Genomic DNA, 18,286 nt, shown 5'->3' on the forward strand with positions numbered 1-18,286 from the left:
TGGGTGGAGACGAATCCACCCTCGTCGAGGAGAGAGATGACCGTCGATCTGGGTCTGCCCGAAGCGCCGCCGGTGCTGTCGCCGCGCCGCCGCACGCGCCAGCTGCACGTCGGCGGGGTCGGTGTGGGCAGCGACTTCCCGGTGTCGGTGCAGTCGATGACCACGACGCTGACCGCCGACGTCAACGCCACGCTGCAGCAGATCGCCGAGCTCACCGCCGCGGGCTGCGACATCGTGCGCGTCGCCGTGCCCTCCGCCGACGACGCCGAGGCCCTGCCGGCCATCGCGAAGAAGTCCAACATCCCCGTGATCGCGGACATCCACTTCCAGCCCAAGTACGTGTTCGCCGCGATCGACGCCGGCTGCGCCGCCGTGCGCGTGAACCCGGGCAACATCAAGAAGTTCGACGACAAGGTCGGCGAGATCGCCAAGGCCGCCAAGGACGCGGGCATCCCGATCCGCATCGGCGTCAACGCCGGGTCGCTCGAGCCGTCGATCATGGCGAAGCACGGCAGGGCGACGCCGGAGGCGCTGGTCGAGTCGGCGCTGTGGGAGGCCTCGCTCTTCGCCGAGCACGACTACCACGACATCAAGATCTCGGTGAAGCACCACGACCCCGTGACGATGGTGCGCGCCTACGAGCTGCTCGCCGAGCAGTGCGACTACCCGCTGCACCTCGGCGTCACCGAGGCCGGGCCGACGTTCCAGGGCACGATCAAGAGCGCCACCGCGTTCGGCGCCCTGCTCTCGCGCGGCATCGGCGACACCATCCGCGTCTCGCTCTCGGCGCCGCCGATCGAGGAGGTCCGCGTCGGGCTCTCGATCCTCGAGTCGCTGAACCTCCGCCCGCGCAAGCTCGAGATCGTCTCCTGCCCGTCCTGCGGGCGCGCGCAGGTGGACGTCTACAAGCTCGCCGACGAGGTCACCGCCGGCCTCGAGGGCATGGAGGTGCCGCTGCGCGTGGCCGTCATGGGCTGCGTCGTCAACGGTCCCGGCGAGGCCCGCGACGCCGACCTGGGCGTGGCGTCGGGCAACGGCAAGGGCCAGATCTTCGTCAAGGGCGAGGTCATCAAGACCGTGCCCGAGGCGCAGATCGTGGAGACCCTCATCGAGGAGGCCATGCGCCTCGCCGAGGAGGCCGGCGACGACGAGCTCGCCGGCAACCAGGCCGGCGGCACCCCGACGGTGACGGTCGGCTGAGTGTCAGCGAAGTGCTGTCGCTGACGCTCAGCGTCCGTAACGGGACTTCGATCAACGCTCAGGACTGGGCCGTCGGGCGCACGACGATCTCGTTGACGTCGACGCCCGGCGGCTGCTCGATCGCGTAGGCGATCGCCCGCGCCACGGCGTCGGCGGGCATGGCCATCGCCGCGTAGCGGGCGACGACGTCGGGCTCGCCGGCACCGACGATGAACTCGGTGTCCGTGACGCCGGGGGAGACCGCGGTGACGCGCAGGTCCGGCCCCGCCTCCTGGCGCAGGCCCTCGCACAGCGTGCGCACGGCGTTCTTGGTCGCGGCGTAGACCGCCTGCCCGGGCACGACGCGCAGGCCGGCGGTCGACACCACGGTGACGAACTGGCCGCTGCCCTGCGCCCGGAACACCGGCAGCGCCGCCGCGATCCCGTGCAGCACGCCGCGCACGTTGACGTCCAGCATCTCGTCCCAGTGCTCGACGGCGAGGTCGTCGACCGGTGCCACGTGCGCGACGCCCGCGCTGGCCACCAGCACATCGAGGCGTCCGAAGCGCTCGCGGGCGAGGTCGACCAGCGCGGCGAGGTCCGCGCGGCGCCGCACGTCGGTGACGCGCGTGACGACCTCCCCGTCGACGCCGCCCGCCACCTCGGCCAGGCGCTCGTCGCGTCGGGCGGCGAGGACGACCCGCGCCCCGCGCGCGGCGAGCAGCCGGGCGGTGGCCGCGCCGATCCCGCTGCTCGCGCCCGTGATCGCCACGACCTTGCCGGCCACACCGTCGTGTAAGAGGTCTGTCACATCCATCAATGTACTAGGGTTCTCACATGCCGGGGAGAGGGCGCTACCACCACGGCGACCTGCCGGCCGCGCTCGTCGGGGCGGGGCTCGGGCTGCTCGGCGAGGTCGGCCCGGCCGGCTTCTCGGTCGCCGAGCTGGCGCGGCGCGTGGGCGTCAGCACCGCCGCGCCCTACCGGCACTTCGGCGACCGCGACCGGCTGCTGGCGGCCATCGCCACCCGGGCGGCCGCCGAGCTCGCGGCGGCGCTGCAGGCCGCGGCGCGGGACGCGGGCCCCGACCCCGCGGAGCGCCTCGCCGCCGCGACCGGCGCCTACGCCGGTTTCGTGACCGCGCACGGGGTGGGCCTCGACGTCGTCTTCACCCCGGCGCTGCGCCGCCTCGACGACGAGGACCTCGCCCGCGCCGGCCGTGCGGTGATGGACGAGCTGATCGGCCTGGCGCGAGAGGTGCGCACCTCGCCGGCGGAGGCGCTGCGGCTCGTCGAGCAGCTCGTGGCGCTGGCTCACGGCTACGCGACGCTCGACCGCGACGGCTTCCTCACCGCCGACCGCGTCACCGACGAGGACACCCCGACCCGCGCGACCCGGGCCGCCCGGGCGATGATTGGGGCCTGACCGGGGCGGCGGTGGCTGCCCCGGCGCCGGGAGCGCGCTCGTGGTCGGATGACGCGGTGAGCACGTTCGACGACCTCGACGCCTTCGTCGCCACCCGCCGCTGCGCCGGGCTCGCGCTGTCCCCGGACGGCACGCGCCTCGTCACCACCGTCTCGGAGCTCTCCGCCGACGGGAAGTCCTACGGCACCTCGCTGTGGGAGATCGACCCCGGCGGCGAGCGGGCGCCGCGGCGCCTGACGCGGTCGTCGGCGGGGGAGTCGTCGGCCGCGTTCACGCCGGCGGGCGACCTGCTGTTCACGTCGCGGCGTCCCGACACCACCGCCGAGAAGCCGACGGAGGACCGCGCCGCGCTCTGGGTGCTGTCGGCGGCCGGCGGCGAGGCGCGCCCGGTCGCCGAGCGCCCGGGTGGCGTCAGCGGGTTCGCCGTCGCCCGCGACGCCGGGACGCTCGCCCTCGTCACCCCCAAGCCGGTGGCCGGTGACGCCGAGGAGCAGCGTGAGGCGCGCGAGAAGGCAGGCGTGTCGGCGCGGCTGCACACCGAGTTCCCGGTGCGCTTCTGGGACCACGACCTCGGCCCAGGCCGCGCGCACCTGCAACGCTGCGCGCCGCCCGACCCCGCCGACCCCGACGCCCGCTACGGCGAGCCCGAGCACGTCGCGCCGGGCACGGGGCAACGCCTCGGCGGCAGCGCCATCAGCCCGGACGGCCGCACGGTCGCCGTCGTCGTCGACGTCCCCGACCCGGCGGACCCGGCGTCCTGGCGGCGCCGGCTCGAGCTCCACGGCCCCGACGGTGTCACCGTCGTCGGCGACGAGCCCGGTGCCGACCACGAGGCCCCGGTGTTCACACCGGACGGGCGCTGGCTGCTCTGGGTGCGCGAGCGCCACCCCCGCCCGGGTCGCGGGATGGCGCACACCCTGCGGGCGCGGTCGCTGGCGGACGCGCCCGCAGAGAACGGCGCCGAGCGCGACGTTCTGCCCGAGGGCTCCTGGCAGGTCCGCGGCGTCACGGGCGCGCCCGGCGGCGACGTCGCGTACGTCGTCGTCGACGAGGACGGGCACGGGCCCGTGCTGCGCGTCTCGATCGCCGACGGCACCGTCACCCGCCTGACCCGCAGCGGCGCTTACACCGACGTCGTCGCGGCCGCCGACGGATCGGCCCTCTACGCGCTGCGCTCCGCGGTGGACGCGCCGCCGACGCCGGTGCGCCTCGACCCCGACACCGCCGACCAGGAGCCCGCCGCGCTGCGCGGCGTCACGGTCCTCGACCCACTGCCCGGCTCGCTGACCGAGGTCCACGCGACGGCAGCCGACGGCACCGCGCTGCGGGCGTGGCTGGTCCTGCCCGGCGGGGCCTCGGCGAGCTCACCGGCCCCGCTCGTGCTGTGGATCCACGGCGGCCCGCTCGGCAGCTGGAACGCGTGGTCGTGGCGCTGGAACCCGTGGCTCATGGCCGCGCGGGGCTGGGCGGTCCTGCTGCCCGACCCGCGGCTGTCCACCGGCTACGGCCAGGAGTTCCTCGACCCGGCCACCGGCGCCTGGGGCGAGCTGCCCTACACCGACCTCCTGGCGATCACCGACGCGACCGAGGCGCGCGCCGACGTCGACGCGACGCGCACCGCGGCGATGGGCGGGTCGTTCGGCGGCTACATGGCGAACTGGGTCGCCGGGCACACCGACCGCTTCGCCGCGATCGTCACCCACGCCAGCATCTGGCACCTCGACGGTTTCGTCGGCACCACCGACGCGTCGTTCCACTGGCGCCGCGAGTGGGGCGACCCGCTGACCGAGCGGGAGCGCTACGACGCCCACTCGCCGCACCGTCACGTGCACGCGATCCGCACGCCGATGCTCGTGATCCACGGCGACAAGGACTACCGCGTCCCGATCTCCGAGGGCCTGCGGCTCTGGTACGACCTGCAGCGCAGCGGCGTGGACAGCCAGTTCCTGTACTTCCCGGACGAGAACCACTGGGTGCTCAAGCCCGGCGACGCGAAGCTCTGGTACCGGACCGTGTGGGCCTTCCTGGACCACCACGTGCTCGGCCACGCGTACGAGCGGCCCGCGCTCGTCTGAGCCCCGACGACGTGGCACGCTAGGAGGGTGCTCCGTACCGCCGGTGCGCGGCTGCTCGACGACCGGGACCGGTCGAAGGTGCGGAGCGCCCTCGACGCCGACCCCGTCGCCACCTGCATGGTCGCCTCGCGGGTCGAGACGGTCGGGGTCGAGCCCTGGCGTCTCGGCGGCGAGCTCTGGGGCGTCGGCAGTCGTCTCGACGGGCTGTGCTTCTCCGGCGCCAACCTCGTGCCCCTGCGGGGCGAGCGCGCCGAGGTGCGCCACTTCGCGGAGCGGGCGCGCCGGCAGCGCCGGTCGTGCTCGTCGCTCGTCGGCCGCCGGGAGCTCGTGCTGCCGCTGTGGGACGAGCTCGCGGAGTACTGGGACGCGGCCCGGGAGGTCCGTCCCGACCAGCCGTTGATGGCCACCGCGGTCGACCCGTCGGTGACGCCCGACCCGGTCGTCCGCCAGACCCGGCCCGACGAGCTCGAGCGCTACCTGCCGGCCGCGATCGCGATGTTCCTCGAGGAGGTCGGGGTCGACCCGCGCCTCGGCGACGGCGGCGCCGGTTACCGCGCGCGGGTCGCGGAGCTCATCGGCGCCGGGCGGGCGTTCGTGCGCTTCGAGCAGGGCGAGGTCGTGTTCAAGGCGGAGATCGGGGCGCTGTCCGCGCGGGTCGGCCAGATCCAGGGCGTGTGGGTGCACCCCGAGTGGCGTGGCCGCGGCCTCGGCCAGGCGGGCACCGCCGCCGTCGTCGCCCACCTCGTGCGGGCCCGGCGCGTCGCGAGCCTCTACGTCAACGCGTTCAACACCCCGGCCCGCCGCGCCTACGAGCGCATCGGGTTCGAGCAGGTCGGGTCGTTCGCCACGGTGTTGTTTTGACGACGCTCGCCCCCACGCGCCGGCGGGCGGCCTGGATCGCCGTCGACGCCGTGGCCGTCCTCGCGTTCGCGGCGCTGGGCCGTGCGAGCCACGCCGAGGATCTCGCCGGCACGCTGCTCACGGCGGCCCCGTTCGTCGCCGGCGCCGCGGTCGGCACGCTGGCCGGCCGGACGTGGCGCGACCCGCTCGCCTGGCGGGCCGGGCTGTTCGTGTGGGGCGGTGCGGTGCTCGTCGGCCTGCCGCTGCGGGCGGCGGTCACCGGCCGGCTGCCGCTGTCGTTCGCGATCGTCGCCACCGTGTCGCTCGGTGTCCTGGTGCTGGGCTGGCGGGCGATCGTCCGTCTCGTGGGTCGCCGCCGCTCCTGACCTCCGCGCCCGGTCCCGGACGTGATCGTGTCCCGACGCCTACCCTGGGACCCATGCCGGTCCGCGCTCCGCTGCGACCGGGTCAGCAGACGCCGCTGCGCCCGGTCCCACCCCAGATCCCCCGTCCCGAGTACGTCGGCCGGCCCGTGGCGAACGAGGGCCGGGAGCCGTGGGTGCAGACGCCCGAGGTCATCGAGGCGATGCGCGTCGCGAGCCGCATCGCCGCGCAGGCGCTGCAGGCCGGTGGCGAGGCCGTCGCCCCCGGCGTGACCACCGACGAGATCGACCGCGTGGTGCACGAGTTCCTCGTCGACCACGGCGCCTACCCGTCGACGCTGGGCTACCGCGGCTTCCCCAAGTCCTGCTGCACGTCGCTGAACGAGGTCATCTGCCACGGCATCCCGGACTCGACGGTGATCGAGGACGGCGACATCGTGAACATCGACGTCACCGCGTTCATCGACGGCGTGCACGGCGACACCAACGCCACCTTCCTCGCGGGCGACGTCGACGAGGAGGACCGCCTGCTCGTCGAGCGCACCCACGAGGCGACGATGCGCGCGATCCGGGCCGTCAAGCCGGGCCGCGAGCTCAACGTCGTGGGCCGGGTGATCGAGTCCTACGCGAACCGCTTCGGCTACGGCGTGGTCCGCGACTTCACCGGCCACGGCATCGGCACGACGTTCCACTCCGGGCTCGTGGTCGTGCACTACGACGACCCGTCGCGCCACGAGGTCATCGAGCCCGGGATGACGTTCACGATCGAGCCGATGATCACCCGCGGCGGCATCGACTGGGACGGCTGGGACGACGGCTGGACGGTGACGACGAAGGACAAGTCGCACACCGCCCAGTTCGAGCACACGCTCCTCGTCACCGACACCGGCAGCGAGATCCTGACGCTGCCGTGAGACCCGCCGGTCGCGAGCAACGGGGCGTTGCTGGCATCACAGGCCAGGATCGCCACATGCTCGCGCCGACGACACGCCGATGAAGCGCCCGCACGTGCTCGCCTCGGCGGCGGTGTCGGTCGACGGCTTCCTCGACGACGCCTCCCCGCGGCGGCTCGTGCTCTCGGGCCCGGCCGACCTCGACCGCGTCGACGCCGAGCGGGCCGGGGTCGACGCGATCCTCGTCGGCGCCGGCACGGTGCGCGCCGACGACCCGCGCCTGCTCGTGCGCGACGCGGACCGCCGGGCCGAGCGGGTCGCCAAGGGGCTCGGGCCGTCGCCGCTGCGGGTGGTGCTGTCCTCGCGCGCGCTCGACCCCGCCGCCCGGGTGCTCACGGTCGGCCGCGACCTCGCCGACACGCTCGTCCTCGGCGGGGCACCCGAGGAGGTGCTCGGCGAGCTGGCCGGCCACGGCGTGCTGCGGCTCATGGTCGAGGGCGGCGCCGCGGTGCACCGCGAGTTCCTCGCCGCGGGCCTCGTCGACGAGCTCCAGCTCGCGGTGGCCCCCCGCCTGGTCGGCGACGGCCCCCGGTTCACCGGAGCCCCCGCGACCGCTCACCTCGTCGAGACACGCCCCGTCGGCCCCGACGTGCTGCTGCGCTACCGCTTCGGCGACGCCGACGCGCGCTGGCTCGCCGAGGCGTGCTCGCTCGCCGAGCGCTGCCCGCCGTCGCGGTCGGCGTTCTCGGTCGGCTGCGTGGTCGTGGCCGCCGACGGCACGGTGCTCGCCACCGGCCACAGCCGCCGCGACGACGTCCTCGACCACGCCGAGGAGGTCGCCCTGCGCGACCTCGACCGCGACGACCCGCGCCTGCCCGGCGCCACGATGTACACGTCGCTCGAGCCCTGCGGCCAGCGTGCGTCGCGGCCGGTGACGTGCACCCAGCACATCCTCGACGCCCGCATCGGCCGGGTCGTCATGGCGTGGCGGGAGCCGCCGCTGTTCGTCGGGACGCCGTCGGGGGCGGCGCGGCTGGAGGCCGCCGGCGTGGAGGTCGTCGAGTGCCCCGACTACGCCGAGCTGGCGCGGCGCCCCAACCAGCACCGCTGATCGCCCTCGGTCATCGTGGTCCGGTGCGCTCGCTGCCGATCCTGCTGCCCGCCGCGGTGATCCTGGCCCGCGCCTGCCCGCTGGCGTCGATCCGCCAGATCCGCACGTGGCGGCTGCGCTTCGTGGAGCACGACACGAGCGATGTGGCGCGCCCGGCCGGATGGTCCGACGTCGTCGACGCCCGCGCGGTACCGCATGGTCCCGGTCGGCCCACCGACCTCGTCGGCGACGGCTTCCGCGCGGTGTGGGACGCGCCGCGGCACGTCGAGGGCCCGGTGCGGCTGCGCGGCGACCTCGTCGTCGACCCCCTCGACGGCCACCCGACCACCGGGCGCATCCACCGCCTGCGGCTGCTCACCGAGGTCGTGCGCGACGAGCGGGTCGTCGCCCTCACCGCCCGGGACCTGTCCGCGATCCCCAAGGTCGTCGACGACGGGCGCCCCGCCGACGGCGACACCGCCCTCGACGTCCGCACCCGTGATCGCGGGGTGCTCGTCGACCTCGAGCTCGGCGTCGCCTGAATCACGTGCGCGCCCCGGCCCGGGCGTGCGAGATTCGCGGGCGTGGCCAAGGTCTACGAGCGCATCGAGCCCCGGCTGGCCCGCTGGATCGAGCGGCAGCCGGTGTTCTTCGTCGGCACGGCGCCGCTGGACGGCGACGGGCTGGTCAACGTCTCGCCCAAGGGCTTGCGCGGCACCTTCGCCGTGCTGGACGACCACACCTTCGCCTACGTCGACATGACCGCGAGCGGCATCGAGACCACCGCCCACCTGCGCGAGAACGGCCGCATCTGCGTCATGTTCTGCTCGTTCGACGGCACCCCCAACGTCGTGCGCCTGCACGGGCGGGGCCGCGTCGTGACCCACGGGGAGCCGGGGTTCGACGCCGCGCTGGAGCCGTTCGCGATGGGGCTGGCGTCGCGGCGCACCGAGGCGCGCGGCGTCATCACCGTCGACGTCACCCGCGTCGCCGACGCCTGCGGCTACGCCGTCCCGCGCATGACGCTGGAGAGCGACCGCGAGCTGCTCGACTCGTGGGCCGAGCGCCGCAGCCCGGAGTGGCTGCGCGGCTACCGCGCCGAGAAGAACCAGCACTCGCTCGACGGCCTGCCGGGGCTCGCCGGGCTCCCCGACTGGTGAGAGGCAGCCTCCTCGTCGCCGGCACGACCTCGGACGCCGGCAAGAGCGTGCTCGTCGCCGGCATCTGCCGCTGGCTGCACCGCCGCGGGGTCGACGTGGCCCCGTTCAAGGCGCAGAACATGTCGAACAACAGCGTCGTCTGCGCCGACGGCGGCGAGATCGGCCGCGCCCAGGCCCTGCAGGCGGCGGCGTGCGGGCTGGCGCCCTCGGTGCGCTTCAACCCGGTGCTGCTCAAGCCGGGCAGCGACCGCAGCTCGCAGGTGGTCGTGCGCGGCGTCGTCGACGGGACGGTGTCGGCCGCGAGCTACCGCGAGCGCAAGGCCGCCCTGCTCGAGGTGGTCACCGAGACCCTCGCCGACCTGCGCCGCGACCACGACGTCGTCGTCTGCGAGGGCGCGGGCTCCCCGGCGGAGATCAACCTGCGGGCCACCGACATCGCCAACATGGGCCTCGCCCGGGCCGCGGACCTGCCCGTGGTCGTCGTCGGTGACATCGACCGCGGCGGGGTGCTCGCGCACCTGTTCGGCACGCTCGCGGTGCTCGAGCCCGCCGACCAGGCGCTGGTCGCGGGCTGGGTGGTCAACAAGTTCCGCGGCGACCCGGCCCTGCTCGCCCCCGGCCTCGACCAGCTCCGCGCGCTGACCGGGCGCCCCACGCTCGGCGTCCTGCCCTGGAGCCCGGAGCTGTGGCTCGACGCCGAGGACTCCCTCGGCCACGTCGCCGACGGCGTCGTCGGACGGCCCGCCCCGCCGGTGGGCCGCGACTGGCTCCGCGTCGCGGTGGTGCGGCTGCCGCGGGTCTCCAACGGCACCGACGTCGACGCCCTGAGCTGCGAGCCCGGCGTTGCGGTCCGCTGGGTCACCGAGCCGTCGCGCCTCGCCGACGCCGACCTCGTCGTGCTGCCCGGGTCGAAGACGACGGTCGCCGACCTCGCCTGGCTCCGGTCCACCGGGCTCGCCGACGCGGTGACGGCGCACGCCGCCGCGGGACGTCCCGTGCTCGGCGTGTGCGGCGGCTACCAGATGCTCGGCCGGCGCATCCACGACCCGCACGGCGTCGAGGCCGCGCCCGGGACCGTCGAGGGCCTCGGGCTGCTCGACGTCGAGGTGACGTTCGACGTCGCCAAGCACCTCGGGACGCCGGCGGGTACCGCCCTGGGCGAGCCCGTGACGTTCTACGAGATCCACCACGGGCGGGAGATCCGCGGCGGCGGTGCCGACCCGCTGGTGACGCTCGCCGACGGCACCCCCGAGGGTGTCGACGCCGGCCACGTGCTGGGCACGCACGCCCACGGGCTGCTCGAGAACGACGCCCTGCGCCGGCGGTTGCTCGCGCGCGTCGCGGCCGCGGCCGGGCGGGACGTCACCCCGGCACCCGACACGGTCTACGCCGCCGTCCGTGCGGCCCAGCTCGACCTGCTCGGCGACCTCGTCGAGCGGCACCTCGACACCGACGCGCTCGAGCGGCTGATCACCGACGGCGCCCCGGCCGGCCTCCCGACGGTTCAGGCGCGGGCGACGTCGTAGACGTGCCCGGCCGTGCGCAGGCGCTCGATGAGCGCCGGGCCCATGGCCGTCGCCGGGGTCAGCGAGCCGGTGCGGGCGGGGAGGCGGTCGCCGTCGAGCGCGAGGCACAGGCCCGCCTCGCCCAGCATCACGGCCGTGGCCGCGTAGCCCGGGTCGCCCGAGCCGGACACGCGCGCCGTGTAGCGGGCGCCCGTCGAGGTCGTCGCGTCGACGTCGTGGCGGAACCAGCCGTTCTCGCGGGTCTTCTCGCTGGGGCCCTCACCGGGCTTGGGCAGCACGCGGTCGAGCAGCTGGCGCACGCCGGGCGTCGAGAGCCCGGCGAGCATCCCGCCGAGCCCGGCCGTGACGGCGCCCGCGGCCACGGCGCCGACGGGCCCGCTGCCGACGCCCATGACCTCGCCGTAGCGCAGCCCCTTGCCGTAGGCGTAGCCGGCGATGGCGTTGGAGCGCCGGACGATGCGGGTGTTGTACGAGGCCATGACGAACGGCGCGACCCAGCGGCCGTCGACGCGGTGCGGGGCGGGGTTGTCGCTGGGCTGGCGGGTGTCCGGCTCGGCGTCGCGGTCGGGGCTCAGCCCGTAGGGATCGCGCATCAGCGTGAAGATCTTGCGGTCGGCCCGGGCGCCGTCGGCCAGGCCGCGCATCGAGTCGATCGTGCCGCCCGACACGCCGCCCCGGACGCGCGCGACGGCCGTGACGTCGGCGAGCTCGCCCTCGCCGTCGGCCTGCACGCGGCTGTGCAGCAGCAGGACCGCGAGGTCGGAGGGGATGGAGTCGTACCCGCACGAGTGCACGAGGCGGGCACCGGTCGCGCGCGCGGTCTCGTCGCAGCGGTCGATGGCCTCGCGGTGGAACTGGACCTCGCCGGTGAGGTCGGCGTAGTGGGTCCCGGCGGCGGCGCACGCCTCGACCACCGGGAGCCCGTACTTCGCGTAGGGCCCGACGGTGGTGACGACGACGTCGGTGGACGCGGCCATCGCGGCCAGCGCGTCCGCGTCGCCGGTGTCGGCGACGACCAGCGGCCAGTCGCTGCCCGGGGCCGGCAGCCGGTCGCGCACGGCCTCGAGGCGCTGCCGGCTGCGGCCGCCGAGCGCGATCCGCGTGCCGGCCGGGGCGTGGCGGGCGAGGTAGGCCGCCGTCAGCTCCCCGACGAAGCTCGTCGCGCCGAACAGGACCAGCTCGTGCTCGCGATCACCGGACATGGCGCGACGATAGCGAGGGGACCGGACCCCGGCAGGGCCGGACGACCCGCTCGGGTTACCCGCCGGTACCGCGCGCTCAGCGGCGGAGCGGCGGGTCGATCACCGGGAGCCCGACGGTCTGCGCGAGGCCGAGCATCCCGAGCAGCTCGACGCAGTCGTCGACGCCGGTCGCACGGGCGGCCACGACGCGCGCGGCGGTGTGCTGGTCCTGCCGGTGCGCGAGCTGCGCCGTGTCGCGGGCGTCGCTCACGCGGTTCGGCGTCGGCTCGGTCCGGGGCCCGGCCTTCATCGGCCCTGCTCCGGGCCGTGGCGCTCGGGCTGCCTGCTCGCTGACGTGTCGGACACGGGTCCTCCGGAGGACGGCCGGTCGCGCGACCCGGGGGCGGGACGTGCGGGCGGCGGGAGCACCGGCGCGGATCGCGGCGAGGAGCGGGCTGCCCTTCGTTCGTCCCAGGAGCGACGTCCGGGGCAGCCGCCCCGGGCCGGGTCATGAGGACTTTACCGCCCGGCCGTGATCAGCCGTCCGCGCGGTCGGGGGTGATCGCGAAGACGGGGTGACGGTCGGCGATGGCCGCAATCTCCTCGTCGGACGCGTCGGCGCCGACGCCGTCGAAGAACGCGCCGACCTCCCACGCCCACGCCTCCAGGTACGCGCGCAGCACCGGCACCTTCTCGGCGTCACCGAGCTCGGTGGCCCGCACCGTCTGCGTCCGCCGCCCGACGGTCAGCGAGGCCTCGCCGGCGACGCGCAGGTTGCGCACCCACTGGGTGTGGCCGCGGGCGGCGACGAGGTAGCGGCGGCCGTCGAGGGTCAGCGGGTTGACCGGCGTGGTGCGGACCTCGCCGCTGCTGCGGCCGCGGACGCCGAGCACGGCCGACCCCGCGAGGGGCAGGCCGAGGCGGGTCAGGCCGGCCACCAGCGGGTTCATCAGGCGGCGGGTCAGGCGGCCGGGGGCCTGGTAGTGGGTGCTCATGGGGTCCTCCTCGTGAGAGCGCTGCTCTCGATAAAGAGCACTGTTCTCTCGTCGGACGAGCTTGTCAAGAGCACTGCTCTCGTTCTCGTGGCAGGATGGTCACCATGCCCCCCGGGACCCGGGCGCGGGTCCGCGCCGAGACCACCCGCGCCATCCTCGACGAGGCGCGCCGCCAGCTCGCCCAGCACGGCGCGGCGGCCCTGTCGCTGCGCTCGGTGGCGCGCGAGGTCGGGATGGTGTCGTCCGCGGTCTACCGCTACGTGGCCAGCCGCGACGAGCTGCTCACCCGCCTGATCGTCGAGGCCTACGACGCGCTGGGGGAGCGCGCCGAGGACGCCCGCGACCCCGCCGACGCCCCCCGCGCGCAGTGGGTCGCGGTCTGGCGCGCGGTCCGGGCGTGGGCCCACGAGCACCCGGCCGAGTACGGCCTGATCTACGGCACGCCGGTGCCCGGCTACGCGGCCCCCGCCGAGACGATCCCGGCCGCGGGCCGGGTCGGGACCGTGCTCGGCGCGATCATCGCCGAGCACGCCGACGGCGCCGGGGCGGGGGCGTGGCCCGCCGTCGTGGTCGACGACGTCCTGCCCGAGGTGCCGCGGCCGCTGGTCGTCCCCGCCGTCGCGGCCTGGACCCAGCTCTACGGCACGGTCTCCTTCGAGCTGTTCGGGCAGTACGAGCAGGTGATCACCGACCGGTCGGCGTTCCTCGACGCGGTCGCCGACGCGGCGGCCACGTCGGTCGGACTGCCCCGATAGCTCAGGCCCCGCCGACGCGGCTGTCACGCCCCTCCCAGTACGGGTCGCGCAGCACCTTGCGCTGCACCTTGCCCGTGACCGACACCGGCAGCGGCTCGGTGGTGAGCCGGACCGCGGTCGGCTTCTGGTAGCTGCCCAGCCGGGTGGCGACGAGGTCGATCACCTCCTGCTCGGTGACCGCGGCCCCCGGCGCCGTGACGCACACGGCCATCGGGCTCTCGCCCCACCTGGCGTGCGGAACGCCGAACACGGCCACCGCCCGCACCTCGGGGTGGTCGGCGATGATCGTCTCGAGCTCGGCGGGCCAGATGTTGAACCCGCCCGAGACGATCATGTCGTCGACGCGGTCGAGCACGTAGAGGTAACCGTTGGCGTCGAGGCGGCCGATGTCGCCGGTGCGCACCCAGCCGTCCACCAGGCGCTCGGCCGTGCGCTCCGGGTCGCCCCAGTAACCGTGCATCTGGGACTCGACCTGCGTCCAGATCTCGCCCTCGGCCCCGGCGGGCAGCACCTCGCCGTCCGGTCCGCGGATCTCGAGGCGGCAGAACGGCAGGACCCGCCCGGCGGAGCGCATCGGCGTCGAGCCCGGGACGTCGGCGAACCACTCCTCGGGGGTGAGGATCGTCAACGGCGTGGCCTCGGTCTGCCCGAACACCTGGTGCAGGACGTCGCCGAACACCCGCCGGCCGGCGTGCACCGTCGCGTCGGTGATCGGCGCGCCGCCGACGAGGATGCAGCGCAGCGCCGACCAGTCGCGCCCCGCGGCGGTCGGGTCGGCCGCGAGACCGGCGAGCATCGAGGGCGCGGCGAAAGTGTGCGTCACGCGGTGCTGCTCGGTCATCTCCAGCACCGTGGGCACGTCGAACGGGCCGTAGAGCAGGTTGGTCGCGCCGGCGAGCCAGGCGGGCAGGAAGAGGTAGCCCGCGGCGTGCGAGATCGGCGCGGCGTGCCCGACCACGGCGTCCCAGCCCAGGTTGGGCAGCCGGTAGTACCAGTTCCGGCAGTTCACGAGCCAGTCGTGCTGGGTGTAGCCGACGCCCTTGGGGCGGCCGGTGGTGCCCGACGAGTGGCGGATGATGTACCAGTCGTCGGGCCCGACGGCGACCTCGGGATCGACGGGGTCCTGGTCGGCGAGCCAGCTCTCGTAGGTCTCGTCGCGCACGACGACGTGGCGCAGCGCGGGGCACTCGTCCTCGAGCCCCTTGACGGCGTCGGCGTACGCGGCCTCCGCCACGACGGCCACCACGCCCGTCTGGTCGATCATCACCTGGTGCGAGCGGCGCGAGTTGCGCGGGTAGAGCGGCACGCGCACCGCGCCGGCGATGGCCGCGCCGACGAAGAAGTCGGCGGCGCCGAGGGTGTTGTCCTCGACCGCGGCCACCCGGTCGCCCGGGCGCACGCCGAGGGCGCGCAGGCCGTTGGCGACGCGCACGCCGCGGTCCCACGCCTGCGCGAAGGTCAGCGTGCGGTCGCGGGTCACGAGGGCGACGCGGTCGGCGTGGAACCGCGCGGACTGGCGCATGAGGCTCGGGACGTCCACGGGTGTCTCCTGTTCTGGCTGGTCAGTGCTGGTGGGCGATGACGCCGCGGACGATCCGGCCGGCCACCAGGTCCTCGTAGCCCGCGTTGACGTCGTCCAGGGCGTAGGTGGCGGTGATGACCTCGTCGAGGTGCAGGCGGCCCTCGCGGTAGAGGTCGAGCAGGCGCGGGATGTCCGTGGTCGGGTTGCAGTCGCCGAAGAGGCTGCCCTTGATCGTCTTCTTCCAGAGCGTCGCGACGGTGCCCGGCAGGGCGACGGTGGTGTCGGTGAAGCCCGCCATGGCGACGAGGACGACCGTGCCGGCCTTGCCGACGGCCGCGAACGCCTGCGCGACGACCTCGGCCTGCATCGTCCCCACCGTCACGACGGCGGCGGTGGCGCCGACGCCGCGCGTCAGCTCGTGGGCGAGGCGCTCGGCCTCCCCGGCGTCCCCCACCGCGTGGGTGGCGCCGAGGCGCAGCGCGGTGTCGCGCTTGAGGGCCACCGGGTCGACGGCGATCACGTGCCGGGCCCCGGCGAACCGCGCGCCCTGCACGGCGTGGACGCCGATGCCCCCGGTGCCGTAGACGACCACGGTGTCGCCCGGGCGGACGTCGGCGGCGTTGACCGCCGCGCCCCAGCCGGTCGGCACCCCGCAGCCCACGAGCGCGGCGCTGGCCCCCGGGAGGTCGGGGTCGACGCGCACGCAGGAGTACTGGTGCACGACGCCGTGCCCGGCGAACGTCCCGAGCATGCACATCGCGCCGTAGCGCCCGCGCGCGCCGTGCAGCACCCAGTGGTCGCCGGGCAGGGGGCCGCGCATCGTGCCCGCTCCCCAGTCGCAGATGGCCTGCTGCCCGGTGGCGCACCAGTGGCAGGCCCCGCAGCTCGGCACGAACGAGCAGACGACGTGGTCGCCGGGCGCGACGCGGGTGACGCCCGGCCCGACGTCCTCGACCACGCCCGCCCCCTCGTGCCCGAGCACCATCGGCAGGCGGCCGGCGATGTCGCCCTGGACGACGTGCAGGTCGGAGTGGCACAGCCCGGCGTGGGTGAAGCGGATCAGCACCTCGCCCTCGCCGGGCCCGTCGAGCTCGACCTCCTCGATCTCGAGGGGCTTCCCGACCTCGTGCAGGACGGCGGCGGTGGTCCTCATCGAGGCGTCACTGCTGCCTCGAGGATCGTGACGCACGTCGAGGCGTCCTCGATGCCGTAGAAGCCGCCGCCGCCCTGGCTGATCGACACCCGCGCGCCCTCGACCTGGCGCTCGCCGGCCTCCCCGCGCAGCTGGGTGACGAGCTCGTGGGTCTTGGCCAGGCCGGTCGCGGCGATGGGGTGGCCCTTCGAGACCAGGCCGCCCGACGGGTTCACCGGGATCCGCCCGCCGAGGGTGGTCTCGCCGCGCTCCGCGGCCGCGCCGCCCTCGCCGCGGGGCACCAGCCCCAGGTTCTCGGTCTGGAGGACCTCGCCGAAGCTCGTGGCGTCGTGGACCTCGGCGACGTCGACGTCCTCGGGCCCGAGACCGGCACGCTCGTAGGCGCGACCAGAGGCGAGCACCGAGAGGTGGTGGTCGAGGTCCTCGGGCGCCCGGTCCGACCCGCTGGCCAGCTCGACGGCCGCGATCCGCACCGCGCGACCCGGGTCCGCGAGCCGCCGCCGGGTCGCCTCGCTGCACACGACCGCGGCCGCCGCCCCGTCGGTCATCGGCGCGCACATCGGCAGCGTGATCGGCCAGGAGATCGTGGGGGCCCCGAGCACCTCGTCGGTGGTGAAGGGCCGGCGGTACTGCGCCCGGGTGTTGGCGACGCTGTGCCGGTGGTCCTTGGCGGCGACGGCCGCCAGCTGCCGGGCGGTGAGCCCGTAGCGCTGCATGTGGAACTTGCTCAGGGACGCGTAGACGTCCATGAACAGGCTCTTGGCCTCAGGGGCGGGCTCCTCGACGCCCTCGGGGGTCAGGACGTCGGCACCGAGGGCGAGCAGGCCCGCGGTGGTCGCGTCGGCCTCGTGGACGTCCCAGGCGCCGTGGAACCAGGCGAGCGCGCCGGCCTTGTCGACGGTCATCCGCTCCACGCCGACCGCCAGCACGACGTCGGCGTCGCCGGCGCGGACGCGCTGGTCGGCGAGCAGCAGGGCGGTGTCGCCGCTCGCGCAGGCGTTCTCGACGTTGAGTACCGGGCCGCGCTGGAAGCCCAGCGACCGCATCGCGATCTGCCCGGCGACGGCGTGCTGGCCCTCGAGGGCGCCCTGCATGGTGGTCGTGAACACGACGGCGTCGACGTCGTCGATCGTGAGGCCGGCGTCCTTGAGCGCGTCCTCGACGGCCTCGGCGGTCAGCGCCTTGACCGTCGCCTCGGGGCGGCGGCGGAAGGGCGTCATGGACACCCCGGCGATGTGTGCGGTCACGGTCGTCTCCTCTCGGGGGGTGGTCAGAAGCGGGGCGCGCGCTTCTCGCGGAACGCGGCGAGGCCCTCGCGGTAGTCGGGCGCGCCGACGTGCTCGGCGGCCACCGCCTGCTCGTGGGCCAGGGCCTCGTCGACGCCGGTCTCGAGCCCGCGGTCGACGAGCTCCTTCATCCGCCGCAGCCCGTCGGCGCTGCGCGACGCCAGCCGCGCGGCGAGGCGCTCGGCGGCCGCGGGCAGCTCGTCGTCCGGGACGACCTCGGCGACGAGACCCCAGTCGCGCATCGTCGCCGCCGGCACGGTCTCGCCGGTGAACATCAGGTACTTGGCCCGGCTCGCGCCGACGCGGCGCGGAAGGCGCACCGAGCCCCCGCCGGCCGGGAGCAGCCCGTAGTTCGCGTGACCGTCGCCGAACACGGCCGACGCCGTCGCGAGGACGACGTCGCACGCGCACGCGAGCTCGAGCCCGCCGGCCACCGCGATGCCGTTGACGGCGGCGACCACGGGGATCGGCAGCAGCTCGAGACGCCGCAGCAGCGCCGAGATCGCCGCGTGGAACGCCGCGGTGCCCGCGCCGTCGTCGAGCCCGCGCTCGCGCGCCATGGCCGCGACGGCCTCGAGGTCGCCACCGGCCGAGAAGGCGCGCCCGCGTCCGGTGAGCACCAGGACGCGGGCGTCGCCGAGGTCGTCGAGCGCGGCGTCCAGCGCCGCGACCGTCTCCGGGCCGAGCGCGTTGAGCCGGGCGGGCCGGTCGAGCGTCAGCGTGACCACGGGGCCGGGACCGCGGTCGAGCAGGACGGGGGAGTCGTCGGTCATGGAGAAAACTTCTACCAAACGCTGGGTGGAAAAACTAGGGAGTGACCCGT

19 protein-coding genes and 1 pseudogene are annotated in these 18,286 nt (G+C 75.3%); 12 read left to right on the forward strand and 8 right to left on the reverse strand.

What is annotated here, in order from left to right:
* Positions 1-36: 36 nt before the first annotated feature.
* Positions 37-1,200: a flavodoxin-dependent (E)-4-hydroxy-3-methylbut-2-enyl-diphosphate synthase gene (ispG, locus tag ABD994_RS16040; protein WP_345416689.1), complete on the forward strand. Its 1,164-nt coding sequence runs from the start codon at positions 37-39 to the stop codon at positions 1,198-1,200.
* A gap of 58 nt (positions 1,201-1,258) precedes the next feature.
* On the opposite strand, the gene ABD994_RS16045 is transcribed toward ispG, so the two are convergent.
* Positions 1,259-1,990, reverse strand: a complete 732-nt coding sequence (locus ABD994_RS16045) for an SDR family oxidoreductase (protein ID WP_345416694.1) — start codon at positions 1,988-1,990, stop codon at positions 1,259-1,261.
* A gap of 26 nt (positions 1,991-2,016) precedes the next feature.
* On the opposite strand from ABD994_RS16045, the pseudogene ABD994_RS31690 reads away from it, so the two are divergent.
* The 10 genes and pseudogenes from ABD994_RS31690 to ABD994_RS16090 form a co-directional block, all read left to right on the forward strand.
* Positions 2,017-2,190, forward strand: a pseudogene (locus tag ABD994_RS31690) (TetR/AcrR family transcriptional regulator); the annotation flags it as partial.
* Positions 2,191-2,199: 9 nt separating this feature from the next.
* On the forward strand, positions 2,200-2,604 hold the full coding sequence (locus tag ABD994_RS16050; RefSeq protein ID WP_425550072.1) for a WHG domain-containing protein: 405 nt from the start codon (positions 2,200-2,202) through the stop codon (positions 2,602-2,604).
* A gap of 56 nt (positions 2,605-2,660) precedes the next feature.
* Entirely contained in the window at positions 2,661-4,679 is a 2,019-nt protein-coding gene (locus tag ABD994_RS16055) for a S9 family peptidase (protein WP_345416700.1), read from the forward strand.
* Positions 4,680-4,706: 27 nt separating this feature from the next.
* Positions 4,707-5,540 (forward strand): GNAT family N-acetyltransferase, encoded by an 834-nt coding sequence (locus ABD994_RS16060; RefSeq protein ID WP_345416703.1) that lies wholly within the window; start codon positions 4,707-4,709, stop codon positions 5,538-5,540.
* Positions 5,537-5,905 carry a DUF3054 domain-containing protein gene (locus tag ABD994_RS16065; RefSeq protein ID WP_345416706.1) on the forward strand — a complete coding sequence of 123 codons (369 nt, stop codon included), beginning with the start codon at positions 5,537-5,539 and terminating at the stop codon, positions 5,903-5,905. The genes ABD994_RS16060 and ABD994_RS16065 overlap by 4 nt, the downstream gene beginning before the upstream one ends.
* A gap of 53 nt (positions 5,906-5,958) precedes the next feature.
* The gene (gene map / locus ABD994_RS16070) at positions 5,959-6,816 is read left to right on the forward strand and encodes a type I methionyl aminopeptidase (protein ID WP_345416709.1); all 858 of its coding nucleotides are present in this window, start codon (positions 5,959-5,961) and stop codon (positions 6,814-6,816) included.
* A 79-nt stretch (positions 6,817-6,895) separates the two neighbouring features.
* Positions 6,896-7,906, forward strand: coding sequence for a dihydrofolate reductase family protein (locus ABD994_RS16075; protein WP_345416712.1), 1,011 nt, complete (start codon positions 6,896-6,898; stop codon positions 7,904-7,906).
* 23 nt (positions 7,907-7,929) lie between these two features.
* Positions 7,930-8,427: a hypothetical protein gene (locus ABD994_RS16080; protein WP_345416715.1), complete on the forward strand. Its 498-nt coding sequence runs from the start codon at positions 7,930-7,932 to the stop codon at positions 8,425-8,427.
* Positions 8,428-8,469: 42 nt separating this feature from the next.
* A complete protein-coding gene (locus ABD994_RS16085; protein ID WP_345416718.1) occupies positions 8,470-9,045 on the forward strand; it encodes a pyridoxamine 5'-phosphate oxidase family protein in 576 nt (191 codons plus the stop codon).
* The gene (locus ABD994_RS16090; protein ID WP_345416721.1) at positions 9,042-10,571 is read left to right on the forward strand and encodes a cobyric acid synthase; all 1,530 of its coding nucleotides are present in this window, start codon (positions 9,042-9,044) and stop codon (positions 10,569-10,571) included. The genes ABD994_RS16085 and ABD994_RS16090 overlap by 4 nt, the downstream gene beginning before the upstream one ends.
* Here ABD994_RS16090 and ABD994_RS16095 read toward each other — a convergent pair.
* From ABD994_RS16095 to ABD994_RS16105, 3 genes are all read right to left on the reverse strand, one after another.
* Positions 10,550-11,773, reverse strand: a complete 1,224-nt coding sequence (locus ABD994_RS16095; RefSeq protein WP_345416724.1) for a saccharopine dehydrogenase family protein — start codon at positions 11,771-11,773, stop codon at positions 10,550-10,552. The two genes, ABD994_RS16090 and ABD994_RS16095, sit on opposite strands and share 22 nt — an antisense overlap.
* Before the next feature lie 76 nt (positions 11,774-11,849).
* Complete coding sequence (locus ABD994_RS16100) at positions 11,850-12,062, reverse strand: hypothetical protein (protein ID WP_345416726.1); 213 nt, start codon at positions 12,060-12,062, stop codon at positions 11,850-11,852.
* 226 nt (positions 12,063-12,288) lie between these two features.
* Positions 12,289-12,747, reverse strand: a complete 459-nt coding sequence (locus ABD994_RS16105) for a nitroreductase/quinone reductase family protein (RefSeq protein WP_345416730.1) — start codon at positions 12,745-12,747, stop codon at positions 12,289-12,291.
* 104 nt (positions 12,748-12,851) lie between these two features.
* Between ABD994_RS16105 and ABD994_RS16110 the strand changes: the two genes are divergently transcribed.
* Positions 12,852-13,502 (forward strand): TetR/AcrR family transcriptional regulator, encoded by a 651-nt coding sequence (locus tag ABD994_RS16110; RefSeq protein ID WP_345416733.1) that lies wholly within the window; start codon positions 12,852-12,854, stop codon positions 13,500-13,502.
* A 1-nt stretch (position 13,503) separates the two neighbouring features.
* On the opposite strand, the gene ABD994_RS16115 is transcribed toward ABD994_RS16110, so the two are convergent.
* The 4 genes from ABD994_RS16115 to ABD994_RS16130 are packed head-to-tail and all read right to left on the reverse strand — an operon-like array spanning position 13,504 to position 18,236.
* The gene (locus ABD994_RS16115; protein ID WP_345416736.1) at positions 13,504-15,042 is read right to left on the reverse strand and encodes a class I adenylate-forming enzyme family protein; all 1,539 of its coding nucleotides are present in this window, start codon (positions 15,040-15,042) and stop codon (positions 13,504-13,506) included.
* Between the two features lie 22 nt (positions 15,043-15,064).
* Positions 15,065-16,177, reverse strand: a complete 1,113-nt coding sequence (locus ABD994_RS16120) for an NDMA-dependent alcohol dehydrogenase (RefSeq protein ID WP_345416739.1) — start codon at positions 16,175-16,177, stop codon at positions 15,065-15,067.
* Entirely contained in the window at positions 16,174-17,424 is a 1,251-nt protein-coding gene (locus ABD994_RS16125) for a thiolase family protein (protein WP_345416742.1), read from the reverse strand. Before ABD994_RS16125 ends, ABD994_RS16120 begins: the two co-directional genes overlap by 4 nt.
* A gap of 23 nt (positions 17,425-17,447) precedes the next feature.
* Complete coding sequence (locus ABD994_RS16130) at positions 17,448-18,236, reverse strand: enoyl-CoA hydratase/isomerase family protein (RefSeq protein ID WP_345416745.1); 789 nt, start codon at positions 18,234-18,236, stop codon at positions 17,448-17,450.
* Positions 18,237-18,286 lie beyond the last annotated feature (50 nt).

This window comes from Actinomycetospora chlora (genome assembly GCF_039542135.1).
GTDB classification, from domain to species: Bacteria; Actinomycetota; Actinomycetes; order Mycobacteriales; family Pseudonocardiaceae; genus Actinomycetospora; species Actinomycetospora chlora.